Below are 16,541 nucleotides of genomic sequence, written 5' to 3'. Positions count from 1 at the left end.
GATGAAAAATAATGCGCTGTCCGTGATGGTGGCCGAACAAGATGAAAAGCTGGAGTGGGAGCGTCTGGTAGGGCCGCTGTGGGATAACCGCTGGCGGATCGCCGTCGTGACCGGCGTGGTCGGTGCGCTGGGCGTCGCCTACGCCCTGTTGGCTACCCCGGTGTACCAGGCCACGGCGGTGGTGCAGGTGGAGAATCAGCTGTCCGGCGATTCGCTGCTGCGTGAAACGCTGGACAGTTCGCTGGGGCAAAATGCGGCGACGCAGGATGAGGTGACGCTGGTCAAGTCGCGCTACGTGCTCGGCAAAACGGTGGATGCCCTCGGCCTGACGGTGCGCGTCGAACCGGACTATTTCCCGGTATTCGGTAAAGGCTTTGCCCGACTGAGCGGTGAAAAGGCGCCGGTATTGGACATCGCCACGCTGACAACGCCGGCGGACATGCAGGGCGAAGCGCTGACGCTGACGGTGCGCGATGGGCAACATTACGAGCTGAGCCATGACGGCGCCAAATTGTTCAGCGGCGTGGTTGGGCAACCGGTGGCGCAGGGCGAGTGGGGCATGACCGTTTCGGCGCTGGACGCGGCGCCGGGCACCAGTTTCACCGTGGTTAAAGTCGCGCGTCAAGAAGCGGTGGACGATCTGCGTAAATACCTGGGCGTAGTGCCGAGCGGCAAAGACAGCGGCATCATGACGTTTACGCTGCCGAGCGAAGATCCGCAGCGTGCCGAGGCGGTGCTGAAGAACATCACCGATAACTACCTGCAGCAGAACGTGGATCGCAAAACGGAAGAGGCGCAGCGGATGCTGGCCTTCCTGCAGGAGCAGTTGCCGCAAACGCAAACCTCGCTCAACAACGCCGAAACCCAGCTCAACCAGTTCCGCCAGCAAAACGACTCGGTGGATCTGTCGCTGGAAGCCAAGTCGGTGCTGGACACGCAGGTACAGCTCGAAGCCCAGCTCAACGAGCTGACCTTCAAAGAGGCGGAGATTTCCAAGCTTTATACCCGCGTGCACCCGGCTTACCGGGCGCTGATGGAAAAGCGCGCCACGCTGGAGGCGGAAAAGGCGCGGCTCGGCAAACAGGTACAGACGCTGCCGAAAATGCAGCAGGAGATCCTGCGCCTCACCCGCGACGTGCAGGTGGATCAGCAGGTTTACATGCAACTGATGAACAAACAGCAGGAGCTGAGCATCAGCAAGGCCGGCACGGTGGGTAATATTCGCATCGTTGACGAGGCGGAAACCGCTATCCGACCGATTCAGCCGCAAAAGATGCTAATCGTGTTGTTGGCGTTGATATTGGGCGCTGCAGGCACTGCGGCCGTGGTGCTGCTGCGCACGGCCTTCCATCGCGGCATCAATGATATCGATACGCTGGAGAAGCGAGGCATCAACGTCTACGCCACCGTGCCGCTGTCGCCATGGCAGGCGAAACGCAATCGCGAACAACGCCTGCTGTTGCCCAAATCCGGCGGTCGTCGCCTGCCGATCCTGGCGGTGGCCGAGCCGGCGGATCTGTCGGTGGAGGCCATTCGCAGCCTGCGCACCAGCCTGCATTTCGCTATGCTGGAGGCCAAAAACAACATTTTGATGGTCTCCGGTGCCAGCCCGGAAAGCGGCAAGAGTTTTACCAGCACCAACCTGGCGGTGGTGGTGGCGCAGGCCGGGCAGCGGGTGCTGTTGATCGACGCGGATATGCGTAAAGGATTTTTGCATCGTTGGCTATCGGACGACGCTCATCAAGGGCTGTCCGACATGCTGGTGGGCAAAGTGACGACGGAACAGGCGGTGCGGAAAACCGCCATTGCCAATCTGGATTTCGTACCGCGTGGCCAGGTGCCGCCGAACCCGTCCGAGCTGCTGATGCATCGCCGTTTCGCCGATTTCCTGCGCTGGGCCGGGCAAAACTACGATCTGGTGCTGATTGATACGCCGCCGATTCTGGCGGTGACGGACGCGGCCATCGTCGGCAATCACGCCGGTACGTCACTGTTGGTGGTGCGTTTTGAGGTGAACACCGTCAAGCAGATCGAAACCAGCATGCGCCGTTTCGAACAAAATGGCGTGGCGATCAGAGGCGTAATCCTCAACGGCATCGTGAAGAGGGCGGCGACCGACATGAGCTATTACAACTTCGCCTATCCAAGCCATCGGGAAGATCGCCGGCAGGCAGAGGAATAAGCGGGTGAAGGCCATTATCACCAACGCCCTGTGGCTGATGCTGGAACGCGTTTCGCTCAGCCTGTCCGGCATCTTCGTCTCCATTTACGTTGCGCGCTATCTGGGGCCCGCCCAGTTTGGCGCTCTCAACTATCTATTGGCGACGATCGCCATCGTGGTGCCGCTGGTGCAGCTGGGCGCCGACAGCATCATTTTCAACCGCGTCGCCCGCCGCCAGCCGAGCGGCATTCGCCTGATGTTGGCTTCGATGCGTTTGCGCCGCCGGCTGTTCCTGGTGGTGGCGCTGCCGATGCTGATATGGAGCTATTTCAGCCAGCCGCCAGCCAGTCAACTGATGACGCTGTTGCTGCTTATCAGCGCCTATTTCTCGATTCAGGACGTGTACAAAATTTATTACGATGCCCGCCTGCAGTCGAAACGCAATACGCTGATCAACAACCTGGCGCTGCTGCTGTCGATCGGGCTGCGGCTGGCGCTGGTGAGCGTTGCGCTGCCGCTGGTGTGGTTCGCGGTACCCTACATCCTCAGCAGCGCCGTACCTTATCTGGCGCGCCTCTGGCTATTCCGTGGGGAAGCTGCGGCCACGCCGCGGGTTACGCCGCGCCAGGCCAGGCGCTATGGCCGTTATTTGCTGAAAGTGGGCCTGCCGTTGGCCATCTCCAGTCTGGCGATAGTGATTTATACCCGCATCGATCAAATCATGCTGGGCAATCTGGTCGGCGAGCAGGCGGTGGGCTGGTTCAGCGCCGCTACCACCCTCAGTCAGGGGTGGGTTTTTGTGCCGATGGCACTGATCACCTCGTTGATGCCGGGTATTGCCAACTGTCGCGATCCGTTGGAGCAGGAGTACCGCATCCGGGTGCTGTATCTGGTGGTATTGGGCCTGTCGTTGCCGGTGCTGCTGGGGCTGTGGTGGTTCGCCCACCCGGCTATTGCGCTGCTGTATGGCGCCGCTTTTCAACCGGCCGCCGACATCCTGGCTATTTGTACGCTGACCTCGCTGTTCTCAGTGATGGGGACGGTTTCGTACCGCAGCATCGTGCTGTTCGCCGGTTATCGCTTTATCGCCATCAAGATGCCGTTGGTGGTTCTGATGAACGTGGCGATGAATCTGCTGCTGATCCCGCGGTACGGCCTGACCGGCGCTGCGGTGTCTACGCTACTGGCGGAATTCATTTCATTCTTCGTTCTGAACAGTTTATTCCGTGGCGGGAAAATTACCCGACTGCAGCTGACCTGTTTTTACTGCCTGCCGCGTCTTGTCAGCAAATTAAGGAGAGAGCATGTTAAACACCCTGGTTAAAAGCATTTCCAAGCGCCTGCCCGATGCCTGGCACCATCAGGTTAAATACGCGCTCTATTTCAAAAAACTGCCGCACCTGTCAAAACCGACCGGCTTCAGCGAAAAGATCATGCGCCGCAAAATTTATCCGCGCAGCATCTACACCACCTTGTCGGACAAATACAAGGTCCGTGAATTTATTGCCGGCCTGTGGGGCGAAGAGTATCTGGTAGAGCTGTATGCGCATGGCACGGAACTCAGCTACGACACGTTCAGGCAGTTGCCCGACGCCTTCGTGCTGAAGGCCAACCATGGCAGCGGCTATAACCGGTTGGTGTTCGACAAGCAACAGGTTAGCTACGCGGAATTGTACGATCTCAGTAGTTCGTGGATGCGCAGCAACTTTTACGAGCAGAGTCGCGAAAAGCATTATCTGGACATCGAACCCTGCATCATGGTGGAACGCATGTTGCTGGATGGTGAGCAGGTGCCGAACGATATCAAGTTTCATTGTTTCAACGACAACCATGAAATTCGCATGTTCATCCAGGTGGATTACCAGCGTTTCGGCACCCATCGGCGCGACATTTTTGATATCGACTGGAACCGCACCGAAATCCGCATCAGCTTGCCGAATGCCGACGAACCGATGCCGCGGCCTACGCGGCTGGAAGAAATGACGCGCTTGGCTCGCCAGGTTGCGCAGCAGTTCTCTTATGTCCGCGTGGATTTCTACCAGGTCGGTGAGAAGGTCTATTTCGGTGAATTGACGTTTACGCCTGGTGCGGGGTTAAGCAAGCTTAAACCGGAAAACATCGAGCAGGAATGGGGCAGTTATTTTACTGAGTAAACGCTTATGCAGAGAGTCGCCTCCAATTTTCACATGCATGCCAATGTCGGTTATAATCAGTCGCGGGATTTGGTCAATCAATCAATCATATTGACCTTCCTGTTGATCTTTTTCGTGAAAACTTTCCTGACCTCGGGATCGTTCAACAGCGAGCTGATTAATAAAACCGTGACGGGGCTTAATGCCCTAATGTTGCTCTATGTCGGCTATGCATTTTTCATCGCTACGATGGCGGAAAAAGCGGTTGCGGGTTTTTTGGTTCTGCTGTTTCTGGTTAATATCGCCACCGGACATGGTGATTACCTTTTTGGCGCGGTATTCAGCTCGGCGGTGATAATTTTATTCCGCCGCATCGAGATGGTGCGCGGCGCTGAAATGTTCGCTATCGCTTTTGTGGTTGCCGGGCTGTTGATGGTTATCCCCTATACCTTTTACACCGAGGGATTTGTTTATCTTGATGAGCGCTATGGCAACAGATTAACGCTGGGTTTCGATAACCCGAACACCTTGGCGTATTATTCTTTTGCCTTGTTCGCCATGCTGCTGTGCCTGATCGACCATGCAAAATTAACGCGTGGAATGAAAAATATCGCCTCACTGGGGGTGTCGGCGTTAATTATCCCGGTGCTGATGTATTCCTATTCCCGCACCTGTTTTATGTTGGCGCTGTTGATGTTGTTGCTGTTTTGGCTGGCGCCGCTGCTGCGTTTTACCCCCAATAGAAAAATCTGCATTGCGCTGACGTTGGCTATCATAGGCTTTCAGTTCGCCAGCGTTATACGCTGGGGGAACAATCCGGCATTGGACGCGCTGTTGAACCAGGCGTTGACCGGGCGCATCTGGTTCTCCTGGCAGATGTTTCAGGCGGTGGGGCTACCCAATCCGCTGTTCGGCATGAATATCGAACCCTATAAGCCGGTCGATTTTTTCTTCATCGCCATGTTTTATTCGGCTGGTGGGATAGCCTCTGTTGTCATGCTTTTTTGTTATTTTCACCTGTTGGGGAATATGCGCAGGCTGAGTCGATTCATGCGCTGGGTGGTGGTGGTTTTCCTGCTAACAACTTTTACGGAAACCTATTTTTTGGTCCCGGTATTTAACGTGTCGTTATTGCTGCTTTGCCGTGGAAAAGAAATGATAAATTCTAAGTTGGAGGGTTAAGAAATGGATTTCTCGATCGTGATCCCTATTTATAATAGTGCGCGTTACCTGCCTAAAACTCTGAAGCGGATTTTCAACGCTTGCCAAGGGTTCGACTATCAGGTGATTTTGGTTGATGATTGCTCTGACGAGGATGATATCAAATATATTCGCCAGATAGCGGCGACTAATAGCAACGTGATGCTGCATGAGAAAAAACAAAAGAGCAATGCGGCGGTATCGCGCAACCTGGGCGCCAATTTAGCGCAATCGGAGATCGTGTTTTTTCTCGATTCGGATGATTACTTCACTACCAACTATATTATTCGCCGCATGAAGAAGCATGAAGATCGCCATATTGATATTATCTTCGGTAATTATGCAGAGGTGAGTGGTGATTCGGTACGCGACTTCAATTTCCACTACAAATCCGGTTCTTCCGGTGAGGATTTTCTTTTTCTGGAAATGGGTGATATTCGGTCATCCACCATCAGCATGCGTAAAAAAAGCGATCGCCGCTTTTTATTTCCCGAGTTTCTCAACAAACATCAGGATTGGGGCTTTCTGGTCAACGCCACCAATTTGGGCGCGCAAGTGGCGCATGACGCCGGCGGCGGGGTGTTTCTCGACGTGGGGCGCTACGGACGCATGACGGCGAAGCTTAATCTGGAGGCCAGCGACCGCTTCATCAATACCTTCCTCAGCCCCAGCGATCGCCATATCAGCGGATTCGCCTGCAAGCACCTGCTGGCCTCGCTGTATTCGGAAAACGCCCAGGCGTTCAACTATTATTCGTCGCGCATCGTGCGGCACAGCCTGAGCGGCAAGTTCAAGATGATCAAATGGTATGGCGATTGTCTGACGCGGCTGGGGTTGTTCTCGGTTGGCGGCCGGCTGTTGCGCAATGTGCGCCAGGGATTCAGGAGATGATATGCAAGCACGCAAGGTAATCATCGTCATCGAAAATATGGCGGGCAAGGGCGGCACTGAACGGGTCGCCAGCGGTTTGGCCAATGCGCTGGCGCGTCTGCCGAATTACGAGGTGGCGGTGTTTTCGCTGTGTGGCGAACGGAGCTTCTTTCCGCTGGCGAGCAACGTCCGGCTACGCTGTGGCGGCGGCGATTCGCTGTTCTGGCCATGGCGGCTGGCGTTGGCTCTGCGGCGTGAACGCGCGGATGTGATCATTACCGTTTCCATGGGAAAACTGTCGGTGGTGATGACGCCTTTTCTACGTTTGTTCTGTGCCCGCAGCCGGCTGTTATTGAGCGAACACGTCAGCTTTCACCAGTATCCGCGCGTATTTAAATGGTTGAAGTTGTTGGTTTACCGCTTGAGCGATCGCGTGATTTTCCTGACGCGGCAAGATAGCGACGCCATCGCTCGCTGGGTGGGTGCCGGGAAATGCCGGGTGATCGAGAACGTTTCGCCGTTCGGTGCACAGGCGCCGACGCCGGCGCTGCAGGAAAAGGTGGCGCTGGCGGTGGGGCGGTTGAGCAATCAGAAAGGCTTCGAGCGTCTGATCGCGCTGTGGCGAGGGGTGGCGGCGCAGATGCCGGATTGGCGGCTGTTGATTATTGGCGACGGCCCTGAGCGCGACGCACTGCGGCGGCAGATTGAAGGCGCCGGGCTGGAGCAGCAGGTGAGCCTGCTGCCGGCCACCGCCGACGTGGCGGCCTATTATCGCCAGGCCAGTTTGTACGTGATGACGTCGCGCTATGAGGGGTTGCCGATGGTGCTGATCGAAGCCATGAGTTTCGGCCTGCCGCTGGTGGCCTACGACTGCAAGACCGGCCCGGCCGAGCTGATAGACAACGGCGTCAACGGCTATCTGGTGCCCGATGACGATGCCGCCGCCTTCAGCGAAGGCGTGCTCGAGCTGATGCGCGATCCGGCTCTGCGCGAGCGCTTTTCTGTCGCTGCACTTGATAAGTCTCGCCGTTTTTCTCCCGAACGTATTTATCCCCAGTGGCAACAGCTCATTGAGTGAGGACCGAATGGAAAAGATATCCGTGATAATGCCCGCCTACAACGCGGCAAACTCAATCAAAGAATCGATTCTTGGTGTGCTGAACCAGCAATTTACCGACTATCACCTGTATGTGATCGATGATGCGTCCACCGACAACACCGCCGAGGTGGTGCGGCCGTTTATCCACGATCGCCTCACCTATATACGCAATGAGCATAACCAGGGCGTGGCGGAAACGCGCAACATCGGCATTGAGGCGGCGAGCGGGGATTATATCGCTTTCTGCGACAGTGATGACGTATGGCTCCCCAACAAGCTGTCGCGCCAGGCGAGCATTTTGCAAACCCGCCGCTATGACGTGGTGTGTTCCCATTATTACACCTTCGAAGACGATCTGAAGTTGATCAAAAACACCCGTGGTGCGGATGAGCTTATCGGCTATCAGGACATGTTGAAAAGCAACTGGATCGGCAATCTCACCGGCATCTATAACCAGAAGCGCATCGGTAAGGTGTATCAGCAAAAAGTGGGGCATGAGGACTATTTGATGTGGCTGGCGGTGCTGCAGAAGGCGCGTAACGGCCTGGCCTACTGCATTCCCGAACCGCTGGCCTGTTACCGATTGTCTACTCATTCGCTGTCGGGCAACAAAATCCGCGCTGCGGACTGGCAATGGCGGATTTACCGTCAGCATTTGGGGCTGTCGTACCAGAAATCCTGCTATTTGTTCGCCACCTATCTGTTCAATGCCGTGGTGAAAAGGAAATGACCATGAGGGGGATGTATCGGCGGGCGGCTCTGGGCTGTTGCGCCTTGTGGGGCGCAGCGGCTCTGGCGCAGAACTGCCAACCCAATCTGTTGATCAACCCCGGCTTTGAGCAGGGGCTCAGCGGCTGGCGAGCGCAGGGCGCGCAGGCCGACGGCGATACGCACAGTGGCAGGGGGAGTCTGCGTTATGACAATGCAGATGTAGCGCAATACCGTACCTTCAACCAGGCGCTGCAGGTTGTGCCCGGACAGACGATAGATTTCGGCGTCTGGCTCAAGACTCGCGGCGTACGCGGGCAAAGCCGCGACGGCGGCGCTGGGGTTTATCTGCAGAGCTTTGATGCGCAGGGGCGCTTTCTGGAAGGCAGCTATCCGGCTGGGGTAACCGGCGACAGCGGCTGGCGGCAGGTGAACGCCAGCTATACCGTGCCGCCGCAGGCGGCGCGAATCACTTTTGGCGTTTATCTGCGTAAGGGGAGCACCGGTACCGCCTGGTTTGACGACGCCTATGCCTGTGCTCGAGCGTCTATGCCGGCGTTATATCAGCTCGGCGCGTCGGCGCAGGGGAAGGTTGACACGCTGGTCGTCACTTCGCAGCCGCAGCATTTGCAGGTCGACAGCGAATTGCTCAATGCCGAGGGGCAGGTTGTTCACAGTAGCCGCGACCGTTATCAGGTTGAGGGACAACGCCGTATCGAATACCAACCGCCGGCCGGCCTGGCCCAGGGTGAATACCGCCTGCGTCAGCAGGTTACCGGTCCACAATCCCGCCAGGCTCAGGGCAGCGAGCTGTCTTTTCGCGTCGGGCAGCCTGCGGCCAAAGTGGCGATCGACAGCGAAGGTTTTACCCTGCGCGACGGTCAACGGCTTTTCCCGTTGGGCATTTACGCCAACGTGGCTACCGATGAGCATTTGGCGCGCATCGCCTCGGCGGGATTCAACACGGTGCTGAACTATGATTACGGGGAAAAGAAAGATCCATACGCCTTTTTCCGCAACGCACGCAAGCGCGGGCTGTTGGTCATTTACTCCGTCAAAGATCAGTACCGCGGCAGCCGCTTCGCGCCGGCCGTCCGCGGTGGCGACTACGCGGCGCTGACTGCCTGGTACGTGCAGCGTTTGCGCTCTCAGCCCAACCTGCTTGCCTGGTACATCAACGATGAGCTGGGGCCGGAATATCTCGATAAAATCGAGGAAAAAAACCTGCAAATAAAGCGACTTGACGGCGATCATCCGACTTTCCAGGTGCTGAACAAAACCGGGGAGTTGGACGCTCACTTCAACAGCAGCGACATTTTGGCGACCGACCCTTATCCGGTGGGGAACGATAGCGATCTGACGCGCACCACGCGTTATACCGCACTGACGGTGCAGGCTGCCCGCCAGGCACGCGGAGCCTGGGTGGTGATGCAAATCATGGATCACGCCGCTTATGACGCCCGCCGCAAGCCACATCCGCCGTCAGAGGCGGAAATCCGCAATCAGGCCTGGCAGGCGCTGATCGGCGGCGCCAAGGGGCTGTTGTTTTATTCTTATACCGATCTGTTTTACAAACGCAAAACCGGCCGCTTCGACCAACGGGAGTTTGACGCCACCTGGCGTGGTGTGGCTGCCGTGTCGCAGCAAATCGCCGCCTTCACCCCTTATCTGCTGACGGGAAAATCGACGCCGCTGGCGGGAAGCGACCCGCAAATGCCGGCGCGGATGTTTATTCTGGGCGATCGCGCCTTGCTGCTGGTAGCCAATCCTTACTATCGGGAGGGAAGCACCCGCTTGCGCCTTCCGGCGGGCTGGCGGCAGCAGGGCGCGGGTGCGGAGATCGCGCTGGCGTTGCCCGCAGTGGGCACCGCGACGCTGTGGCTCCAACGCTGAAAGCATCGAGTTAGCATCACGCGGGAGGTTTCTCCCGCGTGAGATTGATGACAAACCTTATACCCTTGCCGGGTTGGCAGAGAGCACCAAATAAAAAACAAGGAAAATCAATTTATTGATTTTCGGCCGCTCACCACAAAGGGGGAAAAACCACGCTTTTTCCCCCTTTGTCAACAGTCTGACGCGGGAGGTTTCTCCCGCGTCCTACCCCCAAATACCCCGCCTTGCCTCCCTCCTGCCCACCTTTATCTCTATATTCTGTTTTACTCGTTTTAATTCAATCAATTAACTTAATCTTTCACACCTATACTTTGGTGGTATTTCTCAGCCGACGCGCGCGGCGCCTCCCGCTTTCTCTTGATCGCAATCAATTTGCCGCCTCTTGGCCGTCAGTAGGCTGGCGGCAGATTGAGCATGTCTTCTTATAACGACAAGAGCCTTCAGGAGCATTCCGGATGAGCAAATTTTTAGACCGTTTCCGCTATTTCAAGCAGTTGGCGGAGCCTTTTTCTGGCGATCACGGCCAGACCTTGAACACCAACCGCGACTGGGAAGACGGCTACCGCAGCCGTTGGCAGCACGACAAAGTGGTGCGTTCCACCCACGGCGTGAACTGCACCGGTTCCTGCAGTTGGAAGATCTACGTGAAGAATGGTCTGGTGACCTGGGAAACCCAGCAAACCGACTATCCGCGCACCCGCCCCGATCTGCCCAACCATGAACCGCGCGGCTGCCCGCGAGGCGCCAGCTACTCCTGGTACCTGTACAGCGCCAACCGGCTGAAATACCCGCTGATGCGCAAGCGCCTGCTCAAGCTGTGGCGCGAAGCGAAAGCGCAGCACAGCGATCCGGTCGAAGCCTGGGGCTCTATCGTCGGCGATGCGGAAAAAGCCAAGAGCTACAAGGTGGCGCGCGGCCGCGGCGGTTTCGTCCGCTCCAGCTGGCAGGAGGTCAATGAACTGATCGCCGCCGCCAACGTCTACACCGCCAAAACCTTCGGCCCGGACCGCATTATCGGCTTCTCGCCGATCCCGGCGATGTCGATGGTGTCCTACGCCGCCGGCGCCCGCTACCTGTCGCTGATCGGCGGCGCCTGCCTGAGCTTCTACGACTGGTATTGCGATTTGCCGCCGGCTTCGCCGATGACCTGGGGCGAGCAGACCGACGTGCCGGAGTCCGCCGACTGGTATAACTCTTCTTACATTATCGCCTGGGGCTCCAACGTGCCGCAAACGCGCACCCCGGACGCCCACTTCTTTACCGAAGTGCGCTACAAGGGCACCAAAACCGTGGCGGTGACGCCGGACTATGCCGAAGTCGCCAAGCTGTGCGACCACTGGCTGAATCCGAAGCAGGGCACCGACAGCGCGATGGCGCTGGCGATGGGCCACGTGATGCTGAAAGAGTTCCATCTCGATCGCGAAGTCGGCTACTTCCGCGACTATGTGCGTCGTTATACCGACATGCCGATGCTGGTGCTGCTGGAGCCGCGTGAAGGCGGCCACTACGCCGCCGGCCGCCTGCTGCGCGCCGCCGATCTGGTGGACGGATTGGGCCAGGAAAACAATCCCGAATGGAAAACCGTCGCTATCGACAGCCGCAGCGGCGAGCTGGTGGCGCCGCAGGGCTCCATCGGTTTCCGCTGGGGCGAGAAGGGCAAGTGGAACCTGGAACAGCGCGAAGGCAAGGCGCAACAGGAAGTCGAGCTGCAGCTCAGCCTGTTGGGCAGGCATGACGACGTCGCCGAGGTGGGTTTCCCGTACTTCGGCGGCGCCGACAGCGAGCATTTCAACAGCGTGGCGCTGGACGAGATCCTGCTGCACAAGCTGCCGGTGAAACGCCTGCAGTTGGCGGACGGCAGCGAAGCGCTGGTGACCAGCGTGTACGATCTGACGTTGGCAAACTACGGCCTGGAGCGCGGACTGGGCGACGCCAACTGCGCCGCCGACTATGACGAGGTCAAGGCTTACAGCCCGGCCTGGGCTGAGCAGATCACCGGCGTATCGCGCCACAACATCATCCGCATTGCCCGCGAATTCGCGCAAAACGCCGAGAAGACCCACGGCCGTTCGATGATCATCGTCGGCGCCGGCGTCAACCACTGGTATCACATGGACATGACCTACCGCGGCCTGATCAATATGCTGATCTTCTGCGGTTGCGTCGGCCAGAGCGGCGGCGGCTGGGCGCACTACGTCGGCCAGGAAAAACTGCGGCCGCAAACCGGCTGGCTGCCGCTGGCGTTCGGCCTCGACTGGCAACGCCCGCCGCGCCACATGAACAGCACCTCGTTCTTCTACAACCATTCCAGCCAATGGCGCTATGAAACCGTCGGCGCCGATGAGCTGCTGTCGCCGCTGGCGGACAAATCGCGCTTCGGCGGCAGCCTGATCGACTTCAACGTGCGCGCCGAGCGCATGGGCTGGCTGCCGTCGGCGCCGCAGCTGGGCGCTAACCCGCTGCGCCTGGCGGAGCAGGCCCGCGCCGTCGGCCAGTCGCCGGTCGAATTTACCGTCGACAGCCTGAAGAGCGGCGCGCTGGGCTTTGCCGCCGAGCAGCCGGACAATCCGCAGAACTTCCCGCGCAACCTGTTCGTCTGGCGCTCCAACCTGCTGGGCTCTTCCGGCAAGGGTCATGAATACATGCTCAAATACCTGTTGGGCACCGAGAACGGCATCCAGGGGAAAGATCTCGGCCAGCAGGGCGGCGTGAAGCCGCAGGAAGTGGAATGGCGCGAGCAGGGCGGCGAAGGCAAGCTGGATCTGGTGGTGACGCTCGATTTCCGCATGTCGAGCACCTGCCTGTATTCCGACGTGGTGCTGCCGACCGCCACCTGGTACGAAAAAGACGACATGAACACCTCCGACATGCACCCGTTCATTCATCCGCTGTCGGCGGCGGTCGATCCGGCCTGGGATTCGAAGAGCGACTGGGAAATCTACAAGGGCATCGCCAAAGCCTTCTCCGAGGTGTGCGTCGGCCATCTGGGCCAGGAAACCGACGTGGTGACCTTGCCTATCCAGCACGACTCCGCCGCCGAACTGGCGCAGCCTTACGGCGTGCAGGACTGGAAGAAAGGCGAATGCGAACTGATCCCCGGCAAAACCGCGCCGCACATCATCGCGGTGGAGCGCGATTACCCGGCCACCTACGAGCGTTTTACCTCCCTGGGGCCGTTGATGGACAAACTGGGCAACGGCGGCAAGGGCATCAGCTGGAACACCCAGACCGAGGTCGATTTCCTCAAGCAGCTGAACTACGTCAAGGCCGACGGCCCGGCGGCGGGGCGGCCGAAGATCGAGAGCGCGATAGACGCGGCGGAAGTGATCCTGTCGCTGGCGCCGGAAACCAACGGCCAGGTGGCGGTGAAAGCCTGGGAAGCGCTGAGCAACGTCACCGGCCGCGATCACCGGCATCTGGCGCTGAACAAGGAAGACGAGAAAATTCGCTTCCGCGACATTCAGGCGCAGCCGCGCAAAATCATCTCCAGCCCAACCTGGTCCGGCCTGGAAGACGAGCACGTCTCTTATAACGCCTGCTACACCAACGTGCACGAGCTGATCCCGTGGCGCACCCTCAGCGGCCGCCAGCAGCTGTATCAGGACCACGAGTGGATGCGCGCCTTCGGCGAAAGCCTGCTGGCGTACAGGCCACCGATCGATACCCGCGCCGCGCGGCCGCTGCTCAACAGCAAGCCGAACGGCAACAAGGAGAAGGCGCTGAACTTCCTGACGCCGCACCAGAAGTGGGGTATCCACTCCACCTACAGCGACAACCTGCTGATGCTGACGCTGTCGCGCGGCGGGCCGATCGTCTGGCTGAGCGAAGACGACGCCAAAGATCTGGGCATCGCGGACAACGACTGGATCGAGGCCTTCAACGCCAACGGCGCGCTGACGGCGCGCGCGGTGGTCAGCCAGCGTATCCCGGCCGGCATGACCATGATGTACCACGCACAGGAGCGCATCGTGAATCTGCCGGGCTCGGAGATCACCAGCCAACGCGGCGGCATCCACAACTCGGTGACCCGCGCCTGTCCGAAGCCGACCCACATGATCGGCGGCTATGCGCAGTTGGCCTACGGCTTCAACTACTACGGCACCGTCGGCTCCAACCGCGACGAGTTCGTGGTGGTGCGCAAGATGAACCGTATTGATTGGTTGGACGATGAAGGCAACGACTACGCGCAGGGCAGTCAGCAGGAGAACCACAAATGAAAATTCGTTCGCAAGTCGGCATGGTGCTGAATCTGGACAAGTGCATCGGTTGCCACACCTGTTCGGTCACCTGCAAGAACGTCTGGACCAGCCGCGAAGGCATGGAATACGCCTGGTTCAACAACGTGGAAAGCAAACCCGGCGTCGGCTATCCGCACGCCTGGGAAGATCAGGAGAAGTGGAAGGGCGGTTGGATCCGTAAAATCAACGGCAAGCTGGAGCCGCGCATGGGCAGCCGCGTCGGCGTGCTGGCGAAAATCTTCGCCAACCCGGACGTGCCGGCGCTGGACGACTACTACGAGCCGTTCGATTACGACTATCAGCATCTGCACACCGCCAAACAGGGCAAGCACCAGCCGGTGGCGCGCCCGCGCTCGCTGATCACCGGCCAGCGCATGAACAAGATCGAAAGCGGCCCGAACTGGGAGGAGATCCTCGGCGGGGAATTCGAAAAACGCTCGCAGGATAAAAATTTCGACAACCTGCAGAAGGCGATGTACGGCCAGTTCGAAAACACCTTCATGATGTACCTGCCGCGCCTGTGCGAGCACTGCCTCAACCCGGCCTGCGTCGCCACCTGCCCGAGCGGGGCGATCTACAAGCGCGGCGAAGACGGCATCGTGCTGATCGACCAGGACAAGTGCCGCGGCTGGCGCATGTGCCTGACCGGCTGCCCGTACAAGAAAATCTACTTCAACTGGAAGAGCGGCAAGTCCGAGAAGTGCATCTTCTGCTACCCGCGCATCGAAGCCGGGCAGCCGACGGTCTGTTCGGAAACCTGCGTCGGCCGCATTCGCTACCTCGGTGTGCTGCTGTACGACGCCGATCGCATCGAGCAGGCGGCGGCGGTGGAGAACGACAAGGATCTGTACCAGAGCCAGCTCGATATCTTCCTCGATCCGCATGATCCGAAGGTGATTGCTCAGGCGCTGGCGGACGGCGTGCCGCAGGGCGTCATTGAAGCCGCTCAGCAGTCGCCGGTGTACAAAATGGCGATGGACTGGAAGCTGGCGCTGCCGCTGCATCCGGAATACCGCACGCTGCCGATGGTGTGGTACGTGCCGCCATTGTCGCCGATTCAGTCTGCCGCCGACGCCGGCGAGCTGGCGCACAGCGGCGTATTGCCGGACGTCGAGAGCCTGCGCATCCCGGTGCAGTATCTGGCGAACCTGCTGACCGCCGGCGATACCGAACCGGTACTGTTGGCGCTGAAGCGCATGCTGGCGATGCGCCATTACAAACGGGCGGAAACCGTCGACGGCGTGGTCGACACCAGCGCGCTGGAGCAGGTCGGTCTGAGCGAAGCGCAGGCGCAGGAAATGTATCGCTACCTGGCGATCGCCAACTATGAAGATCGCTTCGTGGTGCCGTCGAGCCACCGCGAGCTGGCGCGTGAAGCCTTCCCGGAAAGCAAAGGCTGTGGCTTCAGCTTCGGCGACGGTTGCCACGGCAGCGACGGCAAGTTCAACCTGTTCAACAGCCGCCGTATCGACGCCATCGACGTGAGCGCGAGAAGCGCGCGGCCGGAGGACGCCTCATGATCAGCCTGAAAGTGATCGCCCGCCTGCTGGATTACCCGGAGCAGGCGCTGTTTGACCATCAGCAGGCGCTGATCGAAGCATTGGAGCCGGCCAGCGAGCTGGATCTGCACCACAGCGCGCAGCTGATTCTGTTTATCCGCCGCCTGTGCGCGCGCCCGTTGCTGGACGCGCAGGCCGATTATTGCGAACTGTTCGATCGCGGCCGCGCCACCTCGCTGCTGCTGTTTGAACACGTGCACGGCGAATCGCGCGATCGCGGCCAGGCGATGGTTGACCTGATGGCGCAGTACCGCGCCGCCGGGCTGGAGATCGACAGCCGCGAGCTGCCGGATTTCCTGCCGCTGTACCTGGAGTATTTGGCCAGCCGCAACGCGGCGCAGGCGCGCGAAGGGCTGCAGGACATCGCGCCGATCCTGGCGCTGTTGGGCGCGCGCTTGCAGCAGCGCGAAAGCCCGTATGCGGTGCTGTTCGATTTGCTGCTGGCGTTGTCCGGCAGCGAGGTACAGGCGCAGGCTCTGGAGACGCAGGTGGCGCAAGAGGCGCGCGACGATACGCCGCAGGCGCTGGATGCGGTGTGGGAAGAGGAGCAGGTCAAGTTTCTCGGCGAACAGGGCTGCGCCTCCGCCCAGCAGACGGCGCACCAGCGGCGCTTCGCCGGCGCGGTGGCGCCACAGTATCTGGACCTGACGGATGCGTTAACCGGAACCAAAGGACGCTAAT

11 protein-coding genes are annotated in these 16,541 nt (G+C 59.3%); all 11 read left to right on the top strand.

Annotated elements, in window-relative coordinates:
- The first annotated feature begins 1 nt into the window (after position 1).
- The 11 genes from GT753_RS10350 to narJ all read left to right on the top strand — a co-directional run bounded on the left by GT753_RS10350 (position 2) and on the right by narJ (position 16,540).
- Entirely contained in the window at positions 2-2,182 is a 2,181-nt protein-coding gene (locus GT753_RS10350) for a polysaccharide biosynthesis tyrosine autokinase (protein ID WP_160125573.1), read from the top strand.
- A gap of 4 nt (positions 2,183-2,186) precedes the next feature.
- On the top strand, positions 2,187-3,485 hold the full coding sequence (locus GT753_RS10345) for a flippase (RefSeq protein WP_160125572.1): 1,299 nt from the start codon (positions 2,187-2,189) through the stop codon (positions 3,483-3,485).
- Positions 3,466-4,314, top strand: a complete 849-nt coding sequence (locus tag GT753_RS10340) for an ATP-grasp fold amidoligase family protein (protein ID WP_015378198.1) — start codon at positions 3,466-3,468, stop codon at positions 4,312-4,314. Before GT753_RS10345 ends, GT753_RS10340 begins: the two co-directional genes overlap by 20 nt.
- A gap of 6 nt (positions 4,315-4,320) precedes the next feature.
- Positions 4,321-5,475: a hypothetical protein gene (locus GT753_RS10335; protein WP_160125571.1), complete on the top strand. Its 1,155-nt coding sequence runs from the start codon at positions 4,321-4,323 to the stop codon at positions 5,473-5,475.
- Positions 5,476-5,478: 3 nt separating this feature from the next.
- On the top strand, positions 5,479-6,384 hold the full coding sequence (locus GT753_RS10330; protein ID WP_004934661.1) for a glycosyltransferase family A protein: 906 nt from the start codon (positions 5,479-5,481) through the stop codon (positions 6,382-6,384).
- A gap of 1 nt (position 6,385) precedes the next feature.
- Positions 6,386-7,441 carry a glycosyltransferase family 4 protein gene (locus GT753_RS10325; protein ID WP_015378196.1) on the top strand — a complete coding sequence of 352 codons (1,056 nt, stop codon included), beginning with the start codon at positions 6,386-6,388 and terminating at the stop codon, positions 7,439-7,441.
- A gap of 7 nt (positions 7,442-7,448) precedes the next feature.
- Positions 7,449-8,192 carry a glycosyltransferase family 2 protein gene (locus GT753_RS10320; RefSeq protein WP_015378195.1) on the top strand — a complete coding sequence of 248 codons (744 nt, stop codon included), beginning with the start codon at positions 7,449-7,451 and terminating at the stop codon, positions 8,190-8,192.
- Positions 8,193-8,203: 11 nt separating this feature from the next.
- On the top strand, positions 8,204-10,063 hold the full coding sequence (locus GT753_RS10315) for a hypothetical protein (protein WP_021504020.1): 1,860 nt from the start codon (positions 8,204-8,206) through the stop codon (positions 10,061-10,063).
- 455 nt (positions 10,064-10,518) lie between these two features.
- Positions 10,519-14,280, top strand: coding sequence for a nitrate reductase subunit alpha (locus GT753_RS10310; protein WP_160125570.1), 3,762 nt, complete (start codon positions 10,519-10,521; stop codon positions 14,278-14,280).
- Positions 14,277-15,821 (top strand): nitrate reductase subunit beta, encoded by a 1,545-nt coding sequence (gene narH, locus GT753_RS10305; protein ID WP_048323942.1) that lies wholly within the window; start codon positions 14,277-14,279, stop codon positions 15,819-15,821. Before GT753_RS10310 ends, narH begins: the two co-directional genes overlap by 4 nt.
- Entirely contained in the window at positions 15,818-16,540 is a 723-nt protein-coding gene (gene narJ / locus GT753_RS10300) for a nitrate reductase molybdenum cofactor assembly chaperone (RefSeq protein ID WP_004934644.1), read from the top strand. Before narH ends, narJ begins: the two co-directional genes overlap by 4 nt.
- The last annotated feature ends 1 nt before the right edge of the window (position 16,541 follow it).

It is taken from the genome of Serratia sp. Z4 (assembly GCF_009900725.1).
Lineage (GTDB): Bacteria > Pseudomonadota > Gammaproteobacteria > Enterobacterales > Enterobacteriaceae > Serratia > Serratia nematodiphila.
This window is presented reverse-complemented; position numbering and strand designations above follow the sequence as displayed.

What these genes read in the sequence shown, in the direction of transcription:
- GT753_RS10315 (WP_021504020.1), top strand. Translation starts at nt 8,204, where the DNA reads ATGTATCGGCGGGCGGCTCTGGGCTGTTGCGCCTTGTGGGGCGCAGCG.
- GT753_RS10320 (WP_015378195.1), top strand. Translation starts at nt 7,449, where the DNA reads ATGGAAAAGATATCCGTGATAATGCCCGCCTACAACGCGGCAAACTCA.
- GT753_RS10350 (WP_160125573.1), top strand. Translation starts at nt 2, where the DNA reads ATGAAAAATAATGCGCTGTCCGTGATGGTGGCCGAACAAGATGAAAAG.
- GT753_RS10325 (WP_015378196.1), top strand. Translation starts at nt 6,386, where the DNA reads ATGCAAGCACGCAAGGTAATCATCGTCATCGAAAATATGGCGGGCAAG.
- GT753_RS10340 (WP_015378198.1), top strand. Translation starts at nt 3,466, where the DNA reads ATGTTAAACACCCTGGTTAAAAGCATTTCCAAGCGCCTGCCCGATGCC.
- narH (WP_048323942.1), top strand. Translation starts at nt 14,277, where the DNA reads ATGAAAATTCGTTCGCAAGTCGGCATGGTGCTGAATCTGGACAAGTGC.
- narJ (WP_004934644.1), top strand. Translation starts at nt 15,818, where the DNA reads ATGATCAGCCTGAAAGTGATCGCCCGCCTGCTGGATTACCCGGAGCAG.
- GT753_RS10330 (WP_004934661.1), top strand. Translation starts at nt 5,479, where the DNA reads ATGGATTTCTCGATCGTGATCCCTATTTATAATAGTGCGCGTTACCTG.
- GT753_RS10335 (WP_160125571.1), top strand. Translation starts at nt 4,321, where the DNA reads ATGCAGAGAGTCGCCTCCAATTTTCACATGCATGCCAATGTCGGTTAT.
- GT753_RS10310 (WP_160125570.1), top strand. Translation starts at nt 10,519, where the DNA reads ATGAGCAAATTTTTAGACCGTTTCCGCTATTTCAAGCAGTTGGCGGAG.